A 12,833-nucleotide genomic window follows, 5' to 3' on the forward strand; every position below is an offset into this window, starting at 1 on the left:
GGAAACTGGTAGCGAGTATGCAACCACGGGATCTGTCGGCCCACACGGAGTACGTAGCGGGCCGGGGCATCGAAGAAGTCGCTCGCGAGCTCGGGATGGAGCCGACGGAGCTGATTAAACTCGCGTCGAACGAGAACGCGTTCGGCCCGAGTCCGGCTGCCGTCGATGCGATCGAGGCCCACGCCGGGTCGGTGAGTAGCTATCCGAAGACATCACACACGGATCTGACGGAGCGGCTTGCGACCGACTGGAACGTCGAGCCGGACCAGATATGGCTGTCCGCAGGGGGTGATGGATCGCTCGATTATCTCTCGCGAGCCATCCTCCGTCCCGGCGAAAAAGTACTCGTCCCACAGCCGGGCTTTGCCTACTACGCGATGAGCGCGCGCTATCATCACGGAGAGATACATGAGTACAGCCTCGATCAGGGTGACGGGTTCACACAGAGGGCGGAAACGGTACTCTCAGCGTACGACGGCGAGCGGATCGTCTATCTGACCAGCCCGCACAACCCGACCGGGACGGTCTGCCCGCTCGAGGATGTCGAACGGATCGCCGAGGAAACCGACGAGGAGACGCTGGTCGTCGTTGACGAGGCCTACGGCGAGTTCGCCGACGTCGACTCGGCTGTCGGACTCGTCCGGGAACGGGACGACGTCGCAGTCATCCGGACGTTCTCGAAGGCCTATGGGCTGGCTGGACTCCGGCTGGGCTATGCGATCACGCCGAGCGAGTGGGCCGACGCCTACGCGCGGGTGAACACCCCGTTCGCGGCGGGCGAGCTTTCCTGTCGCGCCGGGCTGGCAGCGCTCGACGACGACGAGCACGTCGAACGGACGGTTTCGACGGTCGAATGGGCTAGAGAATACATTTACGAGCACGTCGACGCGCCGACGTGGGAGAGTCATGGTAACTTCGTCCTGATTCAGGTCGGCGACGCGACCACTGTGGCGGACCGACTACAGGAGCGTGGCGTCATCGTCCGTGACTGTACGAGCTTCGGCCTTGCCGACTGTATCAGGGTGACCTGTGGGACGGAAGCAGAGACGAAACGCGCGGTTGAAGCGATCAACGAGGTGCTCGCGGAGTGAGAGTCGCAGTCACCGGAACGCCCGGTACGGGTAAAACAACCGCTACCGATCTGTTGGAGACCGACCTTGACGTGGTTCATCTTAACGAGGCGATTCGAGAGGAAGACCTGTACGAGCGTGTCGACGAGGACCGCGATAGCGTTGTCGCTGACCTCGATGCTGTCACCGAATGGCTCGGTGACCGAGATGATATCGTGATCGACTCACATCTGGCTCACCATCTCGACGCGGACCGTGTGGTCGTCCTGCGCTGTCGTCCGGACGTGCTCGAAGGGCGCCTGATCGAGCGGGGCGAGGGTGAAGCGTCGGCGGCCGAGAACGCCGAAAGCGAGGCGCTCGACGTGATCCTCTCGGAAGCCGTCGATGCCCACGGCGTCGAGTCTGTCTACGAGATCGAAGCAACAGAACGCACCCCCGAAGACGTCGTCCTGGAGATTCAGGCGGTCGTCAACGGAGAGCGCGAACCGAGTGCTGGCGAAGTTTCGTACATCGACTATCTATGACACTGGATCAATTCAGATCGGTCGCGGATCGTGCGCTCGAACCGTTCGTTGCGCTATCGACTCGAATCGGCGTGTCGCCGGACGCGATCAGCGTCCTCGCGTTCCTCGCCGCGGTCGCTGCGGGTGGGGTGTACTACGTCGCCGGTGAAATGGCGATACTGTATCTCGCGGGGGCCGTTCTCGTCGGACTCAACGGTGCGCTGGATCTGCTTGATGGCGCCGTCGCGCGCGAACAGAACGTCGATTCGAAGGCGGGCGATCTTCTCGATCACGTACTGGACAGGTACGCAGATATCGTCATTATCGCAGGGCTCGCCGCCGGAATCGGGAGCTACGTGCTCGGCTTCGCAGCCGTCACGGGCGTCCTGATGACCTCATATCTCGGGACACAGGCACAGGCAGTCGGACTGGATCGTGTCTACGCGGGAGTGCTCGGCCGGGCTGACCGACTGGCGATCATCGGTATCGTCACTGGAATCGCCGCGTTCGTTCAGCCGACCATCGCCGGGGTCGGCCCGATCGGCTGGTTGCTCGTGCTCTTTGCGGTCGTCGGCCACGTTACTGCACTCCAGCGCTTCTGGGGTGCCTGGAACGCGCTCGATTGACGACGGCGTACCTTTTATCAACGCCGGCGGCGAAAGGGAAGTATATGGTGCAGTGTGAAATGTGCGGCGCCTCGGTGTCGTCGCCAAAGACCGTCAAGATCGAGGGAGCTGAACTCGACGTCTGCAATGACTGTGCTGACTTCGGGACCGAAATAAAGACCCAGCAGTCCTCCAGTTCGTCCACGAAGTATTCGACAGGATCGAGTTCGAGCAGCTCCGGTGGGTCGACCGGATCGTCCGGCACGAGTGGCTCGGGTGGTTCCGGACGGTCACGCTCGCGCTCGGACATGTTCGACGATATGGACGAGATCGTCACCGACTACGACGAACGGATCCGCTCTGCACGGGAAAACAAGGATCTCAGCCAGTCAGATCTCGCGAACGAACTCAACGAGAAAGCGAGCCTGATCCGCAAGCTTGAGCGTGGTGACACGCTCCCGAGCGACGATGTCCAGTCGAAGCTGGAGAAGTTCCTCGATATCTCGCTGTCCGGTAGCGTGGCCGCGGACGACGAGGAGTGGAGTGGTGGCTCCTCCTCCGGCGAATACACACTCGGCGACGTCGTCAAGCGAAAGGACTGATCGCTTCCCGCTGAGTGGGAGTTCTCGCAACCTATTTGTCTCCGGCGACCGCTGTTGCAGATATGTTCGTCCTTGTCAACCTCAAGGCGTATCCGTGTGATCCAGTCGAAGTAGCAACTGCCGCCCACGAGGTCAGCGAGTCCTCGGACGCGGACGTCGCCATCGCACCCCAGGCCGCGGCCATCGAGACCGTCGCCGGAACCGGTGTCGAGACGTGGGCACAACACGTCAGCCCGAACGAGCACGGTAGCCACACTGGTAGCACCCTTGCCGAAGCCGCTGCCGAGGCTGGTGCCACCGGAACTTTGCTCAATCACTCCGAGAACCGCCTCAAACTCGCCGATATCGACGGCTCGCTCGATGCAGCCGAGCGTGTCGACTTCGATACCGTCGTCTGTGCGAACAATCCTGATCAGGTCGCTGCCGCGGCCGCACTCGGTCCGGACGCCGTCGCGGTCGAACCGCCGGAGCTGATCGGCACCGGAACGCCTGTCAGCCAGGCGGATCCCGATATCGTCCGGGACGCAGTCGACGCCGCTGCCGCAGTCGACGAGTCAGTCGATGTCTACTGTGGTGCGGGGATCAGTACCGGTGATGACGTCGTCGCTGCAGAAGAACTCGGTGCGGACGGCGTACTGCTTGCAAGCGGCGTCGCGAAAGCCGACGACCCCCAGGCAGCGCTCGAAGACCTGGTCGATCCGCTGTAATCGATAGTACCACTGCTGTCGACTACAACGAGATCTCGGTTTCTTCGGTGTCGATATAGCTACTCTCCCACTCTCGGCGAGCCTCTAGCTCGCGGTCTCCCCGTTGTGTGAGTGCGTAATAGTTCGTTCGCCGATCGAGCTCCCCCTTCTCTACCAGTCCTTTGTCGACGAGTGCGTCGAGGTTGGGATAGAGTCGACCGTGATGTATCTCGCTCTCGTAGTAGTCTTCGAGTTCTTCCTTGATCGCGAGCCCATGTGGATCGTCTCGCCCGGCGATCACGTACAGTAGGTCCCGCTGGAACCCCGTTAGATCGTGCATTGTTCCCCCAAGCAGTTATCCAACTATCAGACAGATAAACGTACAGGGGTACCGAACCTACTTCGACGCCAATACGACTGGCTTCTGGGCCGTTCGTTTTCACGTCAGTAGTGAGGCTAGCCAAGTGACAACAAAAAATCGTGTACGCTCGACGACTACACTACTCGAAGTGATCGAGGCACTTCGCGTACTCTTCGCTTGCCTTGTCCCAGTCGACGACCTCGAAGAACGCGCTGATGAAGTCACCGCGTGCCGGTCCGTAGTCGTAGTAGTAAGAGTGCTCCCAGACGTCGAGTGCGAGGATCGGGTGTGCGCCCCAGAGAGCGCCCTGGTCGTGTTTGTCGACCGCGACGTTACGCAGTTGCTTGGCAACAGGGTCGTACACGAGCAGTGCCCAGCCTCCTGCGGCGCTCGCAGCGGCCTCGAACTCGCCCTTCCAGCCTTCATAAGAACCGAAGTCCTCCTCGATACGGTCGAGCAGGTCGCCCTCGGGTTCGCCGCCACCGTTGGGATCCATGTTCTCCCAGAACAGCGTGTGGAGATAGTGTCCACAGCCGTTGTGAGTAACGTTACCGAGCGCGCCCGCGGAGCTACCGAAGTCTCCACTTTCGCGGTTCTCGGCGAGGGTCTCCTCGGCACTGGCGAGGCCGTTCACGTAGCCCTGATGGTGGGTGTCGTGGTGCCACGTCAGCACTTGCTCGGAGATGTGCGGTTCGAGCGCATCGTAGTCGTACGGGAGCGGCGGCAGTTCGGGATCGGATTGTTCTGGCATATGTATCTCCTCCATCTCCAATATCGGTTCGATGACTGTTAAACGTTTAGAAGACAGTAGTTCACACACCGCACGCGGGGCAATTCTGGTGCCGGATCTCACTCTCCGCGCGCCGCCTCGAACATCTCGATCGCCGCTTCGCGACGCTCGCTGTGATCGACGATGGGGGCGTGGTACTCGGGAGCAAGGCGCCGTCGCTGCGTCTCCGAGAGTTCATGCCAGGAGTGGATCTGTTCCGGTTCGACATCTGCGAGTTCGGGAACGTAGCGTTTGATGTACTCCGCGTCGGGATCGTAGCGTTCGCCCTGTGTCATCGGGTTAAATATCCGGAAGTACGGCTGTGAGTCGGTTCCCGTCGAGGCTGCCCACTGCCAGCCCCCGTTGTCGTTTGCCGTGTCGTGATCGGCAAGTCGCTCCCGGAACCAGTCGTAGCCCTCACGCCAGTCCAGCATGAGGTCCTTGGTGAGAAACGAGGCGACGATCATCCGTACACGGTTGTGCATGTAGCCCTCCGACAACAACTGCCGCATCCCTGCGTCGACGATCGGATAGCCGGTTTCCCCGGTCTTCCACGCCGACAGGTGCTCCGGCTCCTCGCGCCACTCGATCGAGTTCTCGTACTCCTTGTAGTTCTCCGTGACCACTTCGGGGTTAAAAAAGAGGACGTGCGTGTAGAATTCGCGCCACGCTAGTTGGGACTGAAACTCCTCAACGGACTCGCGTTCGTCCTCGGTGTCGGCGCGCTCAGCGGCCTCGACAGTTGCGGCGTGGACCTCCCGAATACCGATCGTTCCCCACTTCAGGTCCGCCGAGAGCTGTGACGTACAGCCGTCTGCCGGGTAGTCCCGCCTGTCGTCGTACCGGTAGATATCCTCGGCGCAGAAGGATTCGAGACGCTCGCGGGCGGCGTCCGTGCTAGCAGGCTGCAGTGTCGCGTCCGGCTCGTCGAAGCCCAGATCGTCGAGCGTGGGAAGGGTGCTCGACCAGCGATCGGGGACGGAAAGGCCTGTCGGGTCGACAAGTTTGTCGGCGTCCGGTGCGTCGTGGGGCTCTTCTTTCTCTCGATCCTGCCACTTCCGGCCGAAGTAGGTAAACACCGAGTATGGGTCACCGTCGTTGGTCGTGATTGACCCGGGCTCGTGACAGATCTCGTCGTGATAGCTCGCGCGCCGGACGCCCTGTTCGGCGAGAGCCTGCCGGACATCGGCGTCGCGTTCTCGCGCGAGCCCGGAGTAATCCTTGTTCCAGAGGACATTTTCGGCGTCGATCGCCTCGGCAAGTGCGGGCAATACCTCCCGGGGATCACCACGGGTGACGAGGAGGGTGCTCCCGTGTTCGTGGTACCACTTCCCCAGCGAGGACAGCGCGTCCAGCATGTAGGCGACCCGCACGGATGAGCCGTGCTGGAGTATCTGTCGGTCGAAGACAAAGACGGGGAGTACCGGTCCGAAACTGGCGGCGTTAGCGAGTGCACTGTTGTCCGCCGCCCTGAGATCGCGCCGGTGCCAGTGGACGTTCATACCGACCTTGACGACTGGACGCGAATAAACCCTCGTTCCCGACAGTTGCAATCTGCGTGACCCTGTCTGTTGGAGTTAGTCTCCCTCACGGAGTTGTCGATAGCGTACTGACATTTCGACATCCCCATGCGCGTCCAGAAGAAGTCAAATAAATCATTTATTGATATATCAAATTGATCGTCGTGCGGTGTCGATTACACTGGGCGAAAGGTAGCCGCTATCCACGGCGAAAGGCTCGCTATCGAAAGCTACAAACGCGCCACGGGCAAATCAGTCGATATGGAACTACGGGTCATCGAGAACACCGAAGAGGAGCTCTCGATCGAGATTGGCGGGGAGGACCACACGTTCATGAACGTCCTGAAGGGTGCGCTACTGGAGACCGAAGGCGTCACTACGGCAACGTACGACATGAACCCCGAGCAGTCAGGTGGACAGACCGAACCGATCCTCGCAATCAAGACCGACGACACGACGGAACCGCTCGACGCACTGGAAGCTGGTGCAGGACGAGTTCGTGAGAAGGCAAGTGCCTTCCGCGAGGCGTTCGATACGGCGGCCTGATCGGACGATCAACTACGATTTTTTCAAACCATCTGTTCGACCGGTTACAGCCGACGACAGGCCGTGACTCACAGTACGATCAGGATAATCAACACGAGTCCGGCCGCGGCGATGACGCCCATCAATGGGAGGTAGGGCCGGGCGATCGCACCCCACTCCGTCCGCTGTTCGAGCGTACGGTCCAGTTCGGTGTAGTCCGGCTCAACCTTCCGCAGGTCCTGACTCCCACACCGACTACACGGCGGAGAGTGTTTGACGTGCTCGCGGCCACAGTCCTGACACTGCCAGACCAGGTTTCCGCCCGTATCGACTGTTCCTGACGTCGTATCGTCATACTCCTCGAACGAGTCGTGTCCACAGTCAGTACAGGGCGGATCATCGCGTGGATGGGGCTTCCCACAGCGCGCACACCGATACACCATCACCCAGTCTTGGGAAATCCGATACATAAGGGTAGTGAAAGCGGTCGTCTCGCGCCGAACTTCGGGACCTCTTTAGTCACGCATTCCGTATTCAGTTCACGTGCTCAAACCGTTGATCTTCTACGGCTCGCTGAGTCTCGCCGGGGCCGTCTTCGCGTTCGTCGGCGGCGTCAATCTAACCGGCGAGATCGTCGGTCCCGGATCCGTGCTGATGTCACTCGGGGGCCTCGGCATGGTACTATATTCGGCCTACACGCTCGTACTGGGAAAGCCGGCCGAGTCAGTTCCGGAGGACTTGTGGGTGGTCGCCACGGCGGTCGGGGCAGCCCTGCTTGCCCTGTGGGCAGTGACAGTATCACCAGTGTGATGGTCGGTTCGCGGGCCTGAGTGAAGCATCACTTCTTGAAGTCACACACGTCAACTTCTGTAGTTTTGGTCTTACTGATCTTCGCGGGTCGTCGAACACCACACTCAGCGTGGCTGCCTCTCCCCACAATTCTGGGTAAAAAGCTCCTCGCTCCTCCCCTCGCTCGGAGAACTATTACAACCGCACCGGGACGTCACGCTCGTCGAGGTACTTTTTGACTTCCTGAATCGAATACTCGTCGAAGTGGAAAATCGAGGCCGCGAGCGCGGCGTCGGCATCCGCTTCGGTGAAAACCTCGTAAGCGTCCTCGGGCCCGCCACAGCCCGAGGAGGCGATGACTGGTGTGCTAACCGTATCGCAGACCGTTTTCGTCAGGGGGATATCGTAGCCGTCTTTCGTCCCGTCGGCATCGATAGAGTTGACAAAGAGTTCGCCAGCGCCGCGACGCTCGGCCTCTTGTGCCCACTCTACGACGTCGATGCCAGTGCTCTCGCGACCGCCCTTCTTCGTGCACTCGAACCAGCAGGATTCACCATCGATGTCGACGTAGTGCTCGCCGTCTTCGTCGTACCGTCGCTGGGCATCGACGCTGATCACGATGCACTGGCTGCCGAACGCTGCCGCGCCCTCGTTGATGAGTTCCGGACGTTCGAGCGCGCCGGTGGTGATCGAGACCTTGTCCGCGCCAGCGCGAAGCGTCTCCTTGATGTCCTCGCGCGTCCGGATGCCGCCGCCCACGGTGAGTGGGATGAAGACTTCGTCGGCGACGTCCTCGACGACCCCGAGCATCGTCTCGCGCCCCTCCGCAGAGGCGGTGATATCGAGGAAGACGAACTCGTCGGCACCGGCCTCGTTGTACCGCTTTGCCATCTCGACCGGGTCGCCCGTGTATTTCAGATCCTCGAAGTGGACGCCGGTGTACACTGCGGGGTTGCCCTCCTCGTCCAGATCCACGTCGATACAGGGGATGATCCGCTTGGTGAGGCCCATATGCTCGACCGTTGTGTGGCAGGGTATACAAAGGGACCGTTCCATGCAAGGGTTCATAGTGTTTACTCTCACTGTCAGTCAGTAACGACCGGTTCGAGCAACACGGCCGCCGCGACGCCGCCGACCAGCCCCAGCCAGTGTGCGTAGACGTTGATAATCATGCCGTCGACGATAACGCGCTGGGGAAAGAGACCGACAACGAACGCGACGAGCAAGGCAGTGACGAGCGCGACCGGTACCGACTCGGAGCCCAGTCGCTTCCATCCGGCCCGGTTCCGTGGTATTCGCCCACGGGCGCTCACCACGAGTGCAGCCAGACAGAGCAGCGCGCTCCCGCTGGCACCGGCCAGCAAGAGCGGCTCGATGACACTCACGTGCAGGACATAGAAGGTCACGAGCAACACGAGAAAGATCACCGCACCGGCGAACGTCGCGGTCTCCGTCGAGTACGCAGTCCGGAGGAGCACCAACAAGGCAACGTAAACGAACCCCGCGGTCGCAGCGACGACCGCCGAAAACCCACGCGTGGTCGGATCGGCGGGAAACGCCCCTGCAAAGGTTACGTAGCTCACGACGTTGACGAAGACGGGGACGACCACCAGCACGACCGCGAGCGTGGCGACAAACCACCGACGGCGGCCCGCTTCGAGGCAGAGCAGATAGGCCATCACGATCGCGGCGAGGTAGCCAGTGATGTTGTTCCGCAAATGTGGTACGTTAGAGTGGACGTACGCAGCCGTGAGAAACTCGAATGGATCGGGATCACCGTGCTGGAGCACGAGCGTCGTCCGTGCGGACTCGGGAAGAAACAGGTGGAGGGCGATCAGAACTGCTGGAACGACCGCCGTGACGACGAACAGATCGAGCGCAACAGCTCGGCGCGTGTAGCCGAACACCAGCCGATCCTCCTCCATAGCCATCCTGTCGCCACGTAGCGGGGGCAGTGGTATCGTCGTTTCGGCTCCGGGGATTCGGCCGACGTGGAGTCAACTTTTTTATGAGCCTCCGCTGTAGCGGTCTCTATGCCTGGTCCCGTATTTCTGGAGGGTGAGCACGTCGCCCTGCGGACGATCGAAGAGGACGATCTGGAGTACCTTCAGGAGCAGATCAACGATCCACAGGTCTGGCGAGCGATCGGACGTGATCGCCCAGTCAACGCGGCCCAGGAACAATCGTTCTACGAGGATGTCGTCTGTACCGAAGACAACGTCACGCTCATGATCACCGACGAGGACGCAGTCGGCACGGTCGGACTCAACGGAATCGATACCGGCAACGACAGGGCTGAATTGGGTTACTGGGTCGACCCAGAGCACCACCGAATGGGCTACGGAAGTGACGCCGCCAGTCGGATCATCGAATACGGGTTCCAGCAACTCGGCCTCCACCGGATCGAGGCGCGAGTTTTCGAGTTCAATGACGCCTCGCAGGCCCTGCTCGAATCGGTCGGCTTCGTCGAGGAGGGCGTCCATCGTGATGCCGAGTTCATTGACGGGGTGTATCAGGACGTTCATTGGTACGGATTGCTAGAAGGGGAGTGGCGCAAGCGGCGCTAGCTCGGTGTCCCAGTATCACGGTAGCGCTTCGGCCGCCTCAACGAGATCTTCCTCCGTGCGCCACCGGTAGAGCCGCCCCTCATCGTCGAACAGCTCGAAGACGCCGTCCTGCATCCAGCCGAAGGGTCGCTCCTCCTCGTACTCGCGTTTCAGCACGTGGCTCTTCTCGAAGTACTCCTCGCTCCCGACGAGCAGCCCCTGCTCGACGAGGAAGTCACTCGGCTCCTTTTCCGCGACGCCGACGAGATACGTTACGAGGTCCGCGATCAGGCAGAACTTCTGGATGCTGTTGTCCCACTCGCCGCGGACGTCGACCATCCGGAAGGCGTAGGCGTCCGCCCGGCGGTTGAGCCGGTCGACGACGAGGTTGAGCCGCCGGATCGGTTCCCGATCGTAGTTACCGAGGATGAAGTACGATCGATCCGTCTCGTAGACGGGACCAAGTTCGCTCATCGCGTGGAGGATCTCCTCGTTGTCCGCGAGCGTGATCTCCTCGGCGTCGAGGCGCTCGTTCGCGCTGGCGAGGACGTCTTCGGGGGCGGGGGAGTCGTCCGAATCGGGCGACGTCTCGTTGGACATACCGGGGAGGTCTCACCGGGGCGGGATATGCGTTGTGTCCGGCCACATTATGGTTTACTCCCGGGTGATTTACCCCAGAGTAAACTACTTATGCTGGGATGCCGTAGCGTCTCGTATGAGCACTGATCTGAGCCCTGCCGACGGTGCGGGGAACCGGGAGCTACTGCACTTTCTCACGCAGGAGACCCGATTTGCCATCCTCGGCAACGTCCTGCAACATCCGGAGGGCCTCCCGTCGATGTACGAACTCGAACAGCTCAACCCCAGCGTTAGCGAGGCGACCGTCTACAAGCACGTCCAGAAGCTGATCGACGCCGGGATTCTCGAAGAGGTCGCGCTGTCCGAGGACGAGCGCCGACAGGGCTACCCCTGGAAGTTCTACGGGCTGACCGAGGAGGGCCGGACGTTCCTCGAAGAGCACAATCTACTCGCCGCCGAGGAAACGCTCCAGCGGATCTACGAGTCGATTGGGGACAAGTCCGGGAAGATGGAAAAATACGAGACGGCACCGCGTCCGGATCGATAACTGACTCTCTTACTGCTGGTAGACGCGCGCCTCGTACGGGCGCAGGTCGAGGACTCTGTCCTCGGGGATATCACCCACGTCGTAGTTGCTCACGACGAGTTCAGCATCGGCGTCTAAATCCGCCATCTCGATCTGCGGCTCGTTCTCGAAGAAATTACAGACAACGATTAGTTCCTCGTCGCCGAGCGTCCGGAGGTACGCGTACACTTCAGGATGGTCGTAGTCGATCACTTCGTAGTCGCCGTAAACGAAGATGTCGTGTTCCTCGCGCAGGTCCATCAACTCGCGGTAGTACTGCCAGATCGAATCCTCGTCGGCGCGGGCGGCCTTGACGTTGATTTCGGGATAGTTCTCGTTGACGTGAATCCATGGCTCACCGTCGGTAAAGCCTGCGTGCTCCGTGTCGTCCCACTGCATCAGCGTCCGCGCGTTGTCACGGCTCATGTCCTCGAGGATCGGCTGGACGTCCTCGACGTAGTCGTCGGCCCAGTCGGCAAGGGACATCTCGGCGAAGTTCTGGGCTTCGACGTCCCGGATTTTCTCGGGATCCTCGAAGGTCGTGTTGGTCATGCCGATCTCCTCGCCCTGGAAGACAAAGGGCGTGCCCTGCAGGGTGAACTGGAAGGTCGCGAGCATCTTCGCGGACTCCTCACGGTACTCCCCGTCGTCGCCAAAGCGGGAGACGCCGCGTGGCTGGTCGTGGTTACCGAGATAGATACAGTTCCAGCCGTCCTCGGCGAGGGTGTTCTGCCACTCACCGATGATTCGCTTAAGTTCGAGGAGGTCGAGTTCCTGGAGATCCCACTTGTCGTGGCCGGTGTCGACACCCATGTGCTCGAAGTGGATCAGCATCGAGAGGCCACAGCCCCCTTCAGCAACGTACTCGCGAGCGCGCTCTGCGTCCACGCCGACCATCTCACCGACGGTCATGACGTCTCGGTCCGCGACGGTCTCATCAACCATCTCGCCGATGTAGTCCAGTACCTGGGGGCCGCCGATAAAGTGCTCGCCGCCGCCGTGCTCCCCGTCGGGAAGCCCTTCGGTCTTGGAGATGAGGTTGATGACGTCCATTCGGAAGCCGTCGATCCCCTTGTCCAGCCACCAGTTCATCATGTCGTGAATCTCCTCTCGGACATCCGGGTTGCGCCAGTTGAGGTCGGGCTGTTTCTCGTCGAAGAGGTGGAGATACCACGCCTCGCGTTCGTCGTCCCAGCTCCAGGCAGGACCACCGAAAAAGGACTCCCAGTTGTTCGGCGGCTCCTCGGGGTCGCCCTCACGCCAGTAGTAGTAGTCCTCGTATTCGGGATCGCCCTGACGGGAGCGCTGGAACCACTCGTGTTCATCGGAGGTGTGGTTGACCACGAGATCCATGATCAAGCGGATATCCCGGTTGTTGAGCTCTTCGAGCAGGATTTCCCAGTCGTCCATCGTCCCGAACTCGGGGTGGATCGACTGGTAGTCGGCGATGTCGTAGCCGTTGTCGGCCATCGGCGACTCGTAGACCGGATTCAGCCAGACCACATCGACGCCGAGCGCATCGAGGTAGTCGACTTTCTCGATAATGCCGGGGATATCACCGATCCCGTCACCGTCCGAGTCGTTGAAGCTGCGCGGGTAGATCTGATACACTACCGCTTCCTTCCACCACTCTCGGTCGAGGGGCTGGTCTGCCGTTGTCATTGTTCGATGCTGGGTGGTGGACAGGCAAAAAGACGGTGATAGATTTCTTCA

The 12,833-nt window shown here is 60.9% G+C and carries 17 protein-coding genes; 9 read left to right on the forward strand and 8 right to left on the reverse strand.

Going from position 1 to position 12,833, the window contains the following annotated elements; genetic code table 11:
- The first annotated feature begins 17 nt into the window (after nucleotides 1–17).
- The 5 genes from hisC (at nucleotide 18) to tpiA (ending at nucleotide 3,487) form a co-directional block, all read left to right on the forward strand.
- The gene (gene hisC / locus AArcS_RS06900; RefSeq protein WP_238479748.1) at nucleotides 18–1,091 is read left to right on the forward strand and encodes a histidinol-phosphate transaminase; all 1,074 of its coding nucleotides are present in this window, start codon (nucleotides 18–20) and stop codon (nucleotides 1,089–1,091) included.
- A complete protein-coding gene (locus AArcS_RS06905) occupies nucleotides 1,088–1,594 on the forward strand; it encodes an adenylate kinase family protein (RefSeq protein WP_238479749.1) in 507 nt (168 codons plus the stop codon). Before hisC ends, AArcS_RS06905 begins: the two co-directional genes overlap by 4 nt.
- Nucleotides 1,591–2,199: a CDP-alcohol phosphatidyltransferase family protein gene (locus AArcS_RS06910; protein WP_238479750.1), complete on the forward strand. Its 609-nt coding sequence runs from the start codon at nucleotides 1,591–1,593 to the stop codon at nucleotides 2,197–2,199. Before AArcS_RS06905 ends, AArcS_RS06910 begins: the two co-directional genes overlap by 4 nt.
- A 44-nt stretch (nucleotides 2,200–2,243) precedes the next feature.
- Complete coding sequence (locus AArcS_RS06915; protein WP_238479751.1) at nucleotides 2,244–2,780, forward strand: multiprotein bridging factor aMBF1; 537 nt, start codon at nucleotides 2,244–2,246, stop codon at nucleotides 2,778–2,780.
- Nucleotides 2,781–2,842: 62 nt separating this feature from the next.
- Nucleotides 2,843–3,487, forward strand: a complete 645-nt coding sequence (gene tpiA / locus AArcS_RS06920) for a triose-phosphate isomerase (protein WP_238479752.1) — start codon at nucleotides 2,843–2,845, stop codon at nucleotides 3,485–3,487.
- 22 nt (nucleotides 3,488–3,509) lie between these two features.
- On the opposite strand, the gene AArcS_RS06925 is transcribed toward tpiA, so the two are convergent.
- From AArcS_RS06925 to AArcS_RS06935, 3 genes are all read right to left on the reverse strand, one after another.
- The gene (locus AArcS_RS06925; RefSeq protein ID WP_238479753.1) at nucleotides 3,510–3,806 is read right to left on the reverse strand and encodes a PadR family transcriptional regulator; all 297 of its coding nucleotides are present in this window, start codon (nucleotides 3,804–3,806) and stop codon (nucleotides 3,510–3,512) included.
- Between the two features lie 160 nt (nucleotides 3,807–3,966).
- Nucleotides 3,967–4,578, reverse strand: a complete 612-nt coding sequence (gene sod / locus AArcS_RS06930) for a superoxide dismutase [Mn] (protein WP_238479754.1) — start codon at nucleotides 4,576–4,578, stop codon at nucleotides 3,967–3,969.
- Between the two features lie 98 nt (nucleotides 4,579–4,676).
- Nucleotides 4,677–6,098, reverse strand: a complete 1,422-nt coding sequence (locus AArcS_RS06935; RefSeq protein WP_238479755.1) for a cryptochrome/photolyase family protein — start codon at nucleotides 6,096–6,098, stop codon at nucleotides 4,677–4,679.
- 279 nt (nucleotides 6,099–6,377) lie between these two features.
- On the opposite strand from AArcS_RS06935, the gene AArcS_RS06940 reads away from it, so the two are divergent.
- The gene (locus AArcS_RS06940) at nucleotides 6,378–6,662 is read left to right on the forward strand and encodes a DNA-directed RNA polymerase subunit L (protein ID WP_238479756.1); all 285 of its coding nucleotides are present in this window, start codon (nucleotides 6,378–6,380) and stop codon (nucleotides 6,660–6,662) included.
- 68 nt (nucleotides 6,663–6,730) lie between these two features.
- Here AArcS_RS06940 and AArcS_RS06945 read toward each other — a convergent pair whose 3' ends face one another.
- Nucleotides 6,731–7,084: a CXXC motif containing zinc binding protein gene (locus AArcS_RS06945; RefSeq protein ID WP_238479757.1), complete on the reverse strand. Its 354-nt coding sequence runs from the start codon at nucleotides 7,082–7,084 to the stop codon at nucleotides 6,731–6,733.
- A gap of 100 nt (nucleotides 7,085–7,184) precedes the next feature.
- Here AArcS_RS06945 and AArcS_RS06950 point away from each other — a divergent pair, with 100 nt between their 5' ends.
- On the forward strand, nucleotides 7,185–7,451 hold the full coding sequence (locus AArcS_RS06950) for a hypothetical protein (protein WP_238479758.1): 267 nt from the start codon (nucleotides 7,185–7,187) through the stop codon (nucleotides 7,449–7,451).
- 174 nt (nucleotides 7,452–7,625) lie between these two features.
- Here AArcS_RS06950 and hisF read toward each other — a convergent pair whose 3' ends face one another.
- Together hisF and AArcS_RS06960 are read right to left on the reverse strand one after the other, a co-directional pair.
- Complete coding sequence (hisF, locus tag AArcS_RS06955; RefSeq protein ID WP_238479759.1) at nucleotides 7,626–8,441, reverse strand: imidazole glycerol phosphate synthase subunit HisF; 816 nt, start codon at nucleotides 8,439–8,441, stop codon at nucleotides 7,626–7,628.
- 74 nt (nucleotides 8,442–8,515) lie between these two features.
- Nucleotides 8,516–9,361 (reverse strand): hypothetical protein, encoded by an 846-nt coding sequence (locus tag AArcS_RS06960; protein ID WP_238479760.1) that lies wholly within the window; start codon nucleotides 9,359–9,361, stop codon nucleotides 8,516–8,518.
- Nucleotides 9,362–9,463: 102 nt separating this feature from the next.
- Between AArcS_RS06960 and AArcS_RS06965 the strand changes: the two genes are divergently transcribed.
- Nucleotides 9,464–9,997, forward strand: coding sequence for a GNAT family N-acetyltransferase (locus AArcS_RS06965; RefSeq protein WP_238479761.1), 534 nt, complete (start codon nucleotides 9,464–9,466; stop codon nucleotides 9,995–9,997).
- A gap of 15 nt (nucleotides 9,998–10,012) precedes the next feature.
- Here AArcS_RS06965 and AArcS_RS06970 read toward each other — a convergent pair whose 3' ends face one another.
- The gene (locus tag AArcS_RS06970; RefSeq protein ID WP_238479762.1) at nucleotides 10,013–10,576 is read right to left on the reverse strand and encodes a DUF8170 family protein; all 564 of its coding nucleotides are present in this window, start codon (nucleotides 10,574–10,576) and stop codon (nucleotides 10,013–10,015) included.
- 115 nt (nucleotides 10,577–10,691) lie between these two features.
- Between AArcS_RS06970 and AArcS_RS06975 the strand changes: the two genes are divergently transcribed.
- Complete coding sequence (locus AArcS_RS06975) at nucleotides 10,692–11,102, forward strand: helix-turn-helix domain-containing protein (protein ID WP_238479763.1); 411 nt, start codon at nucleotides 10,692–10,694, stop codon at nucleotides 11,100–11,102.
- Nucleotides 11,103–11,111: 9 nt separating this feature from the next.
- Here AArcS_RS06975 and AArcS_RS06980 read toward each other — a convergent pair whose 3' ends face one another.
- Complete coding sequence (locus tag AArcS_RS06980; protein WP_238479764.1) at nucleotides 11,112–12,782, reverse strand: glycoside hydrolase family 13 protein; 1,671 nt, start codon at nucleotides 12,780–12,782, stop codon at nucleotides 11,112–11,114.
- Between the last annotated feature and the right edge of the window lie 51 nt (nucleotides 12,783–12,833).

This window comes from Natranaeroarchaeum sulfidigenes (assembly GCF_017094485.1).
GTDB lineage: Archaea > Halobacteriota > Halobacteria > Halobacteriales > Natronoarchaeaceae > Natranaeroarchaeum > Natranaeroarchaeum sulfidigenes.

Coding starts and splice junctions, on each gene's coding strand:
- hisC (WP_238479748.1), top strand. CDS start 18: ATGCAACCACGGGATCTGTCGGCCCACACGGAGTACGTAGCGGGCCGG.
- AArcS_RS06910 (WP_238479750.1), top strand. CDS start 1,591: ATGACACTGGATCAATTCAGATCGGTCGCGGATCGTGCGCTCGAACCG.
- AArcS_RS06915 (WP_238479751.1), top strand. CDS start 2,244: ATGGTGCAGTGTGAAATGTGCGGCGCCTCGGTGTCGTCGCCAAAGACC.
- tpiA (WP_238479752.1), top strand. CDS start 2,843: ATGTTCGTCCTTGTCAACCTCAAGGCGTATCCGTGTGATCCAGTCGAA.
- AArcS_RS06925 (WP_238479753.1), bottom strand. CDS start 3,806: ATGCACGATCTAACGGGGTTCCAGCGGGACCTACTGTACGTGATCGCC.
- sod (WP_238479754.1), bottom strand. CDS start 4,578: ATGCCAGAACAATCCGATCCCGAACTGCCGCCGCTCCCGTACGACTAC.
- AArcS_RS06935 (WP_238479755.1), bottom strand. CDS start 6,098: ATGAACGTCCACTGGCACCGGCGCGATCTCAGGGCGGCGGACAACAGT.
- AArcS_RS06940 (WP_238479756.1), top strand. CDS start 6,378: ATGGAACTACGGGTCATCGAGAACACCGAAGAGGAGCTCTCGATCGAG.
- AArcS_RS06945 (WP_238479757.1), bottom strand. CDS start 7,084: ATGGTGTATCGGTGTGCGCGCTGTGGGAAGCCCCATCCACGCGATGAT.
- hisF (WP_238479759.1), bottom strand. CDS start 8,441: ATGGGCCTCACCAAGCGGATCATCCCCTGTATCGACGTGGATCTGGAC.
- AArcS_RS06960 (WP_238479760.1), bottom strand. CDS start 9,361: ATGGCTATGGAGGAGGATCGGCTGGTGTTCGGCTACACGCGCCGAGCT.
- AArcS_RS06965 (WP_238479761.1), top strand. CDS start 9,464: ATGCCTGGTCCCGTATTTCTGGAGGGTGAGCACGTCGCCCTGCGGACG.
- AArcS_RS06970 (WP_238479762.1), bottom strand. CDS start 10,576: ATGTCCAACGAGACGTCGCCCGATTCGGACGACTCCCCCGCCCCCGAA.
- AArcS_RS06975 (WP_238479763.1), top strand. CDS start 10,692: ATGAGCACTGATCTGAGCCCTGCCGACGGTGCGGGGAACCGGGAGCTA.
- AArcS_RS06980 (WP_238479764.1), bottom strand. CDS start 12,782: ATGACAACGGCAGACCAGCCCCTCGACCGAGAGTGGTGGAAGGAAGCG.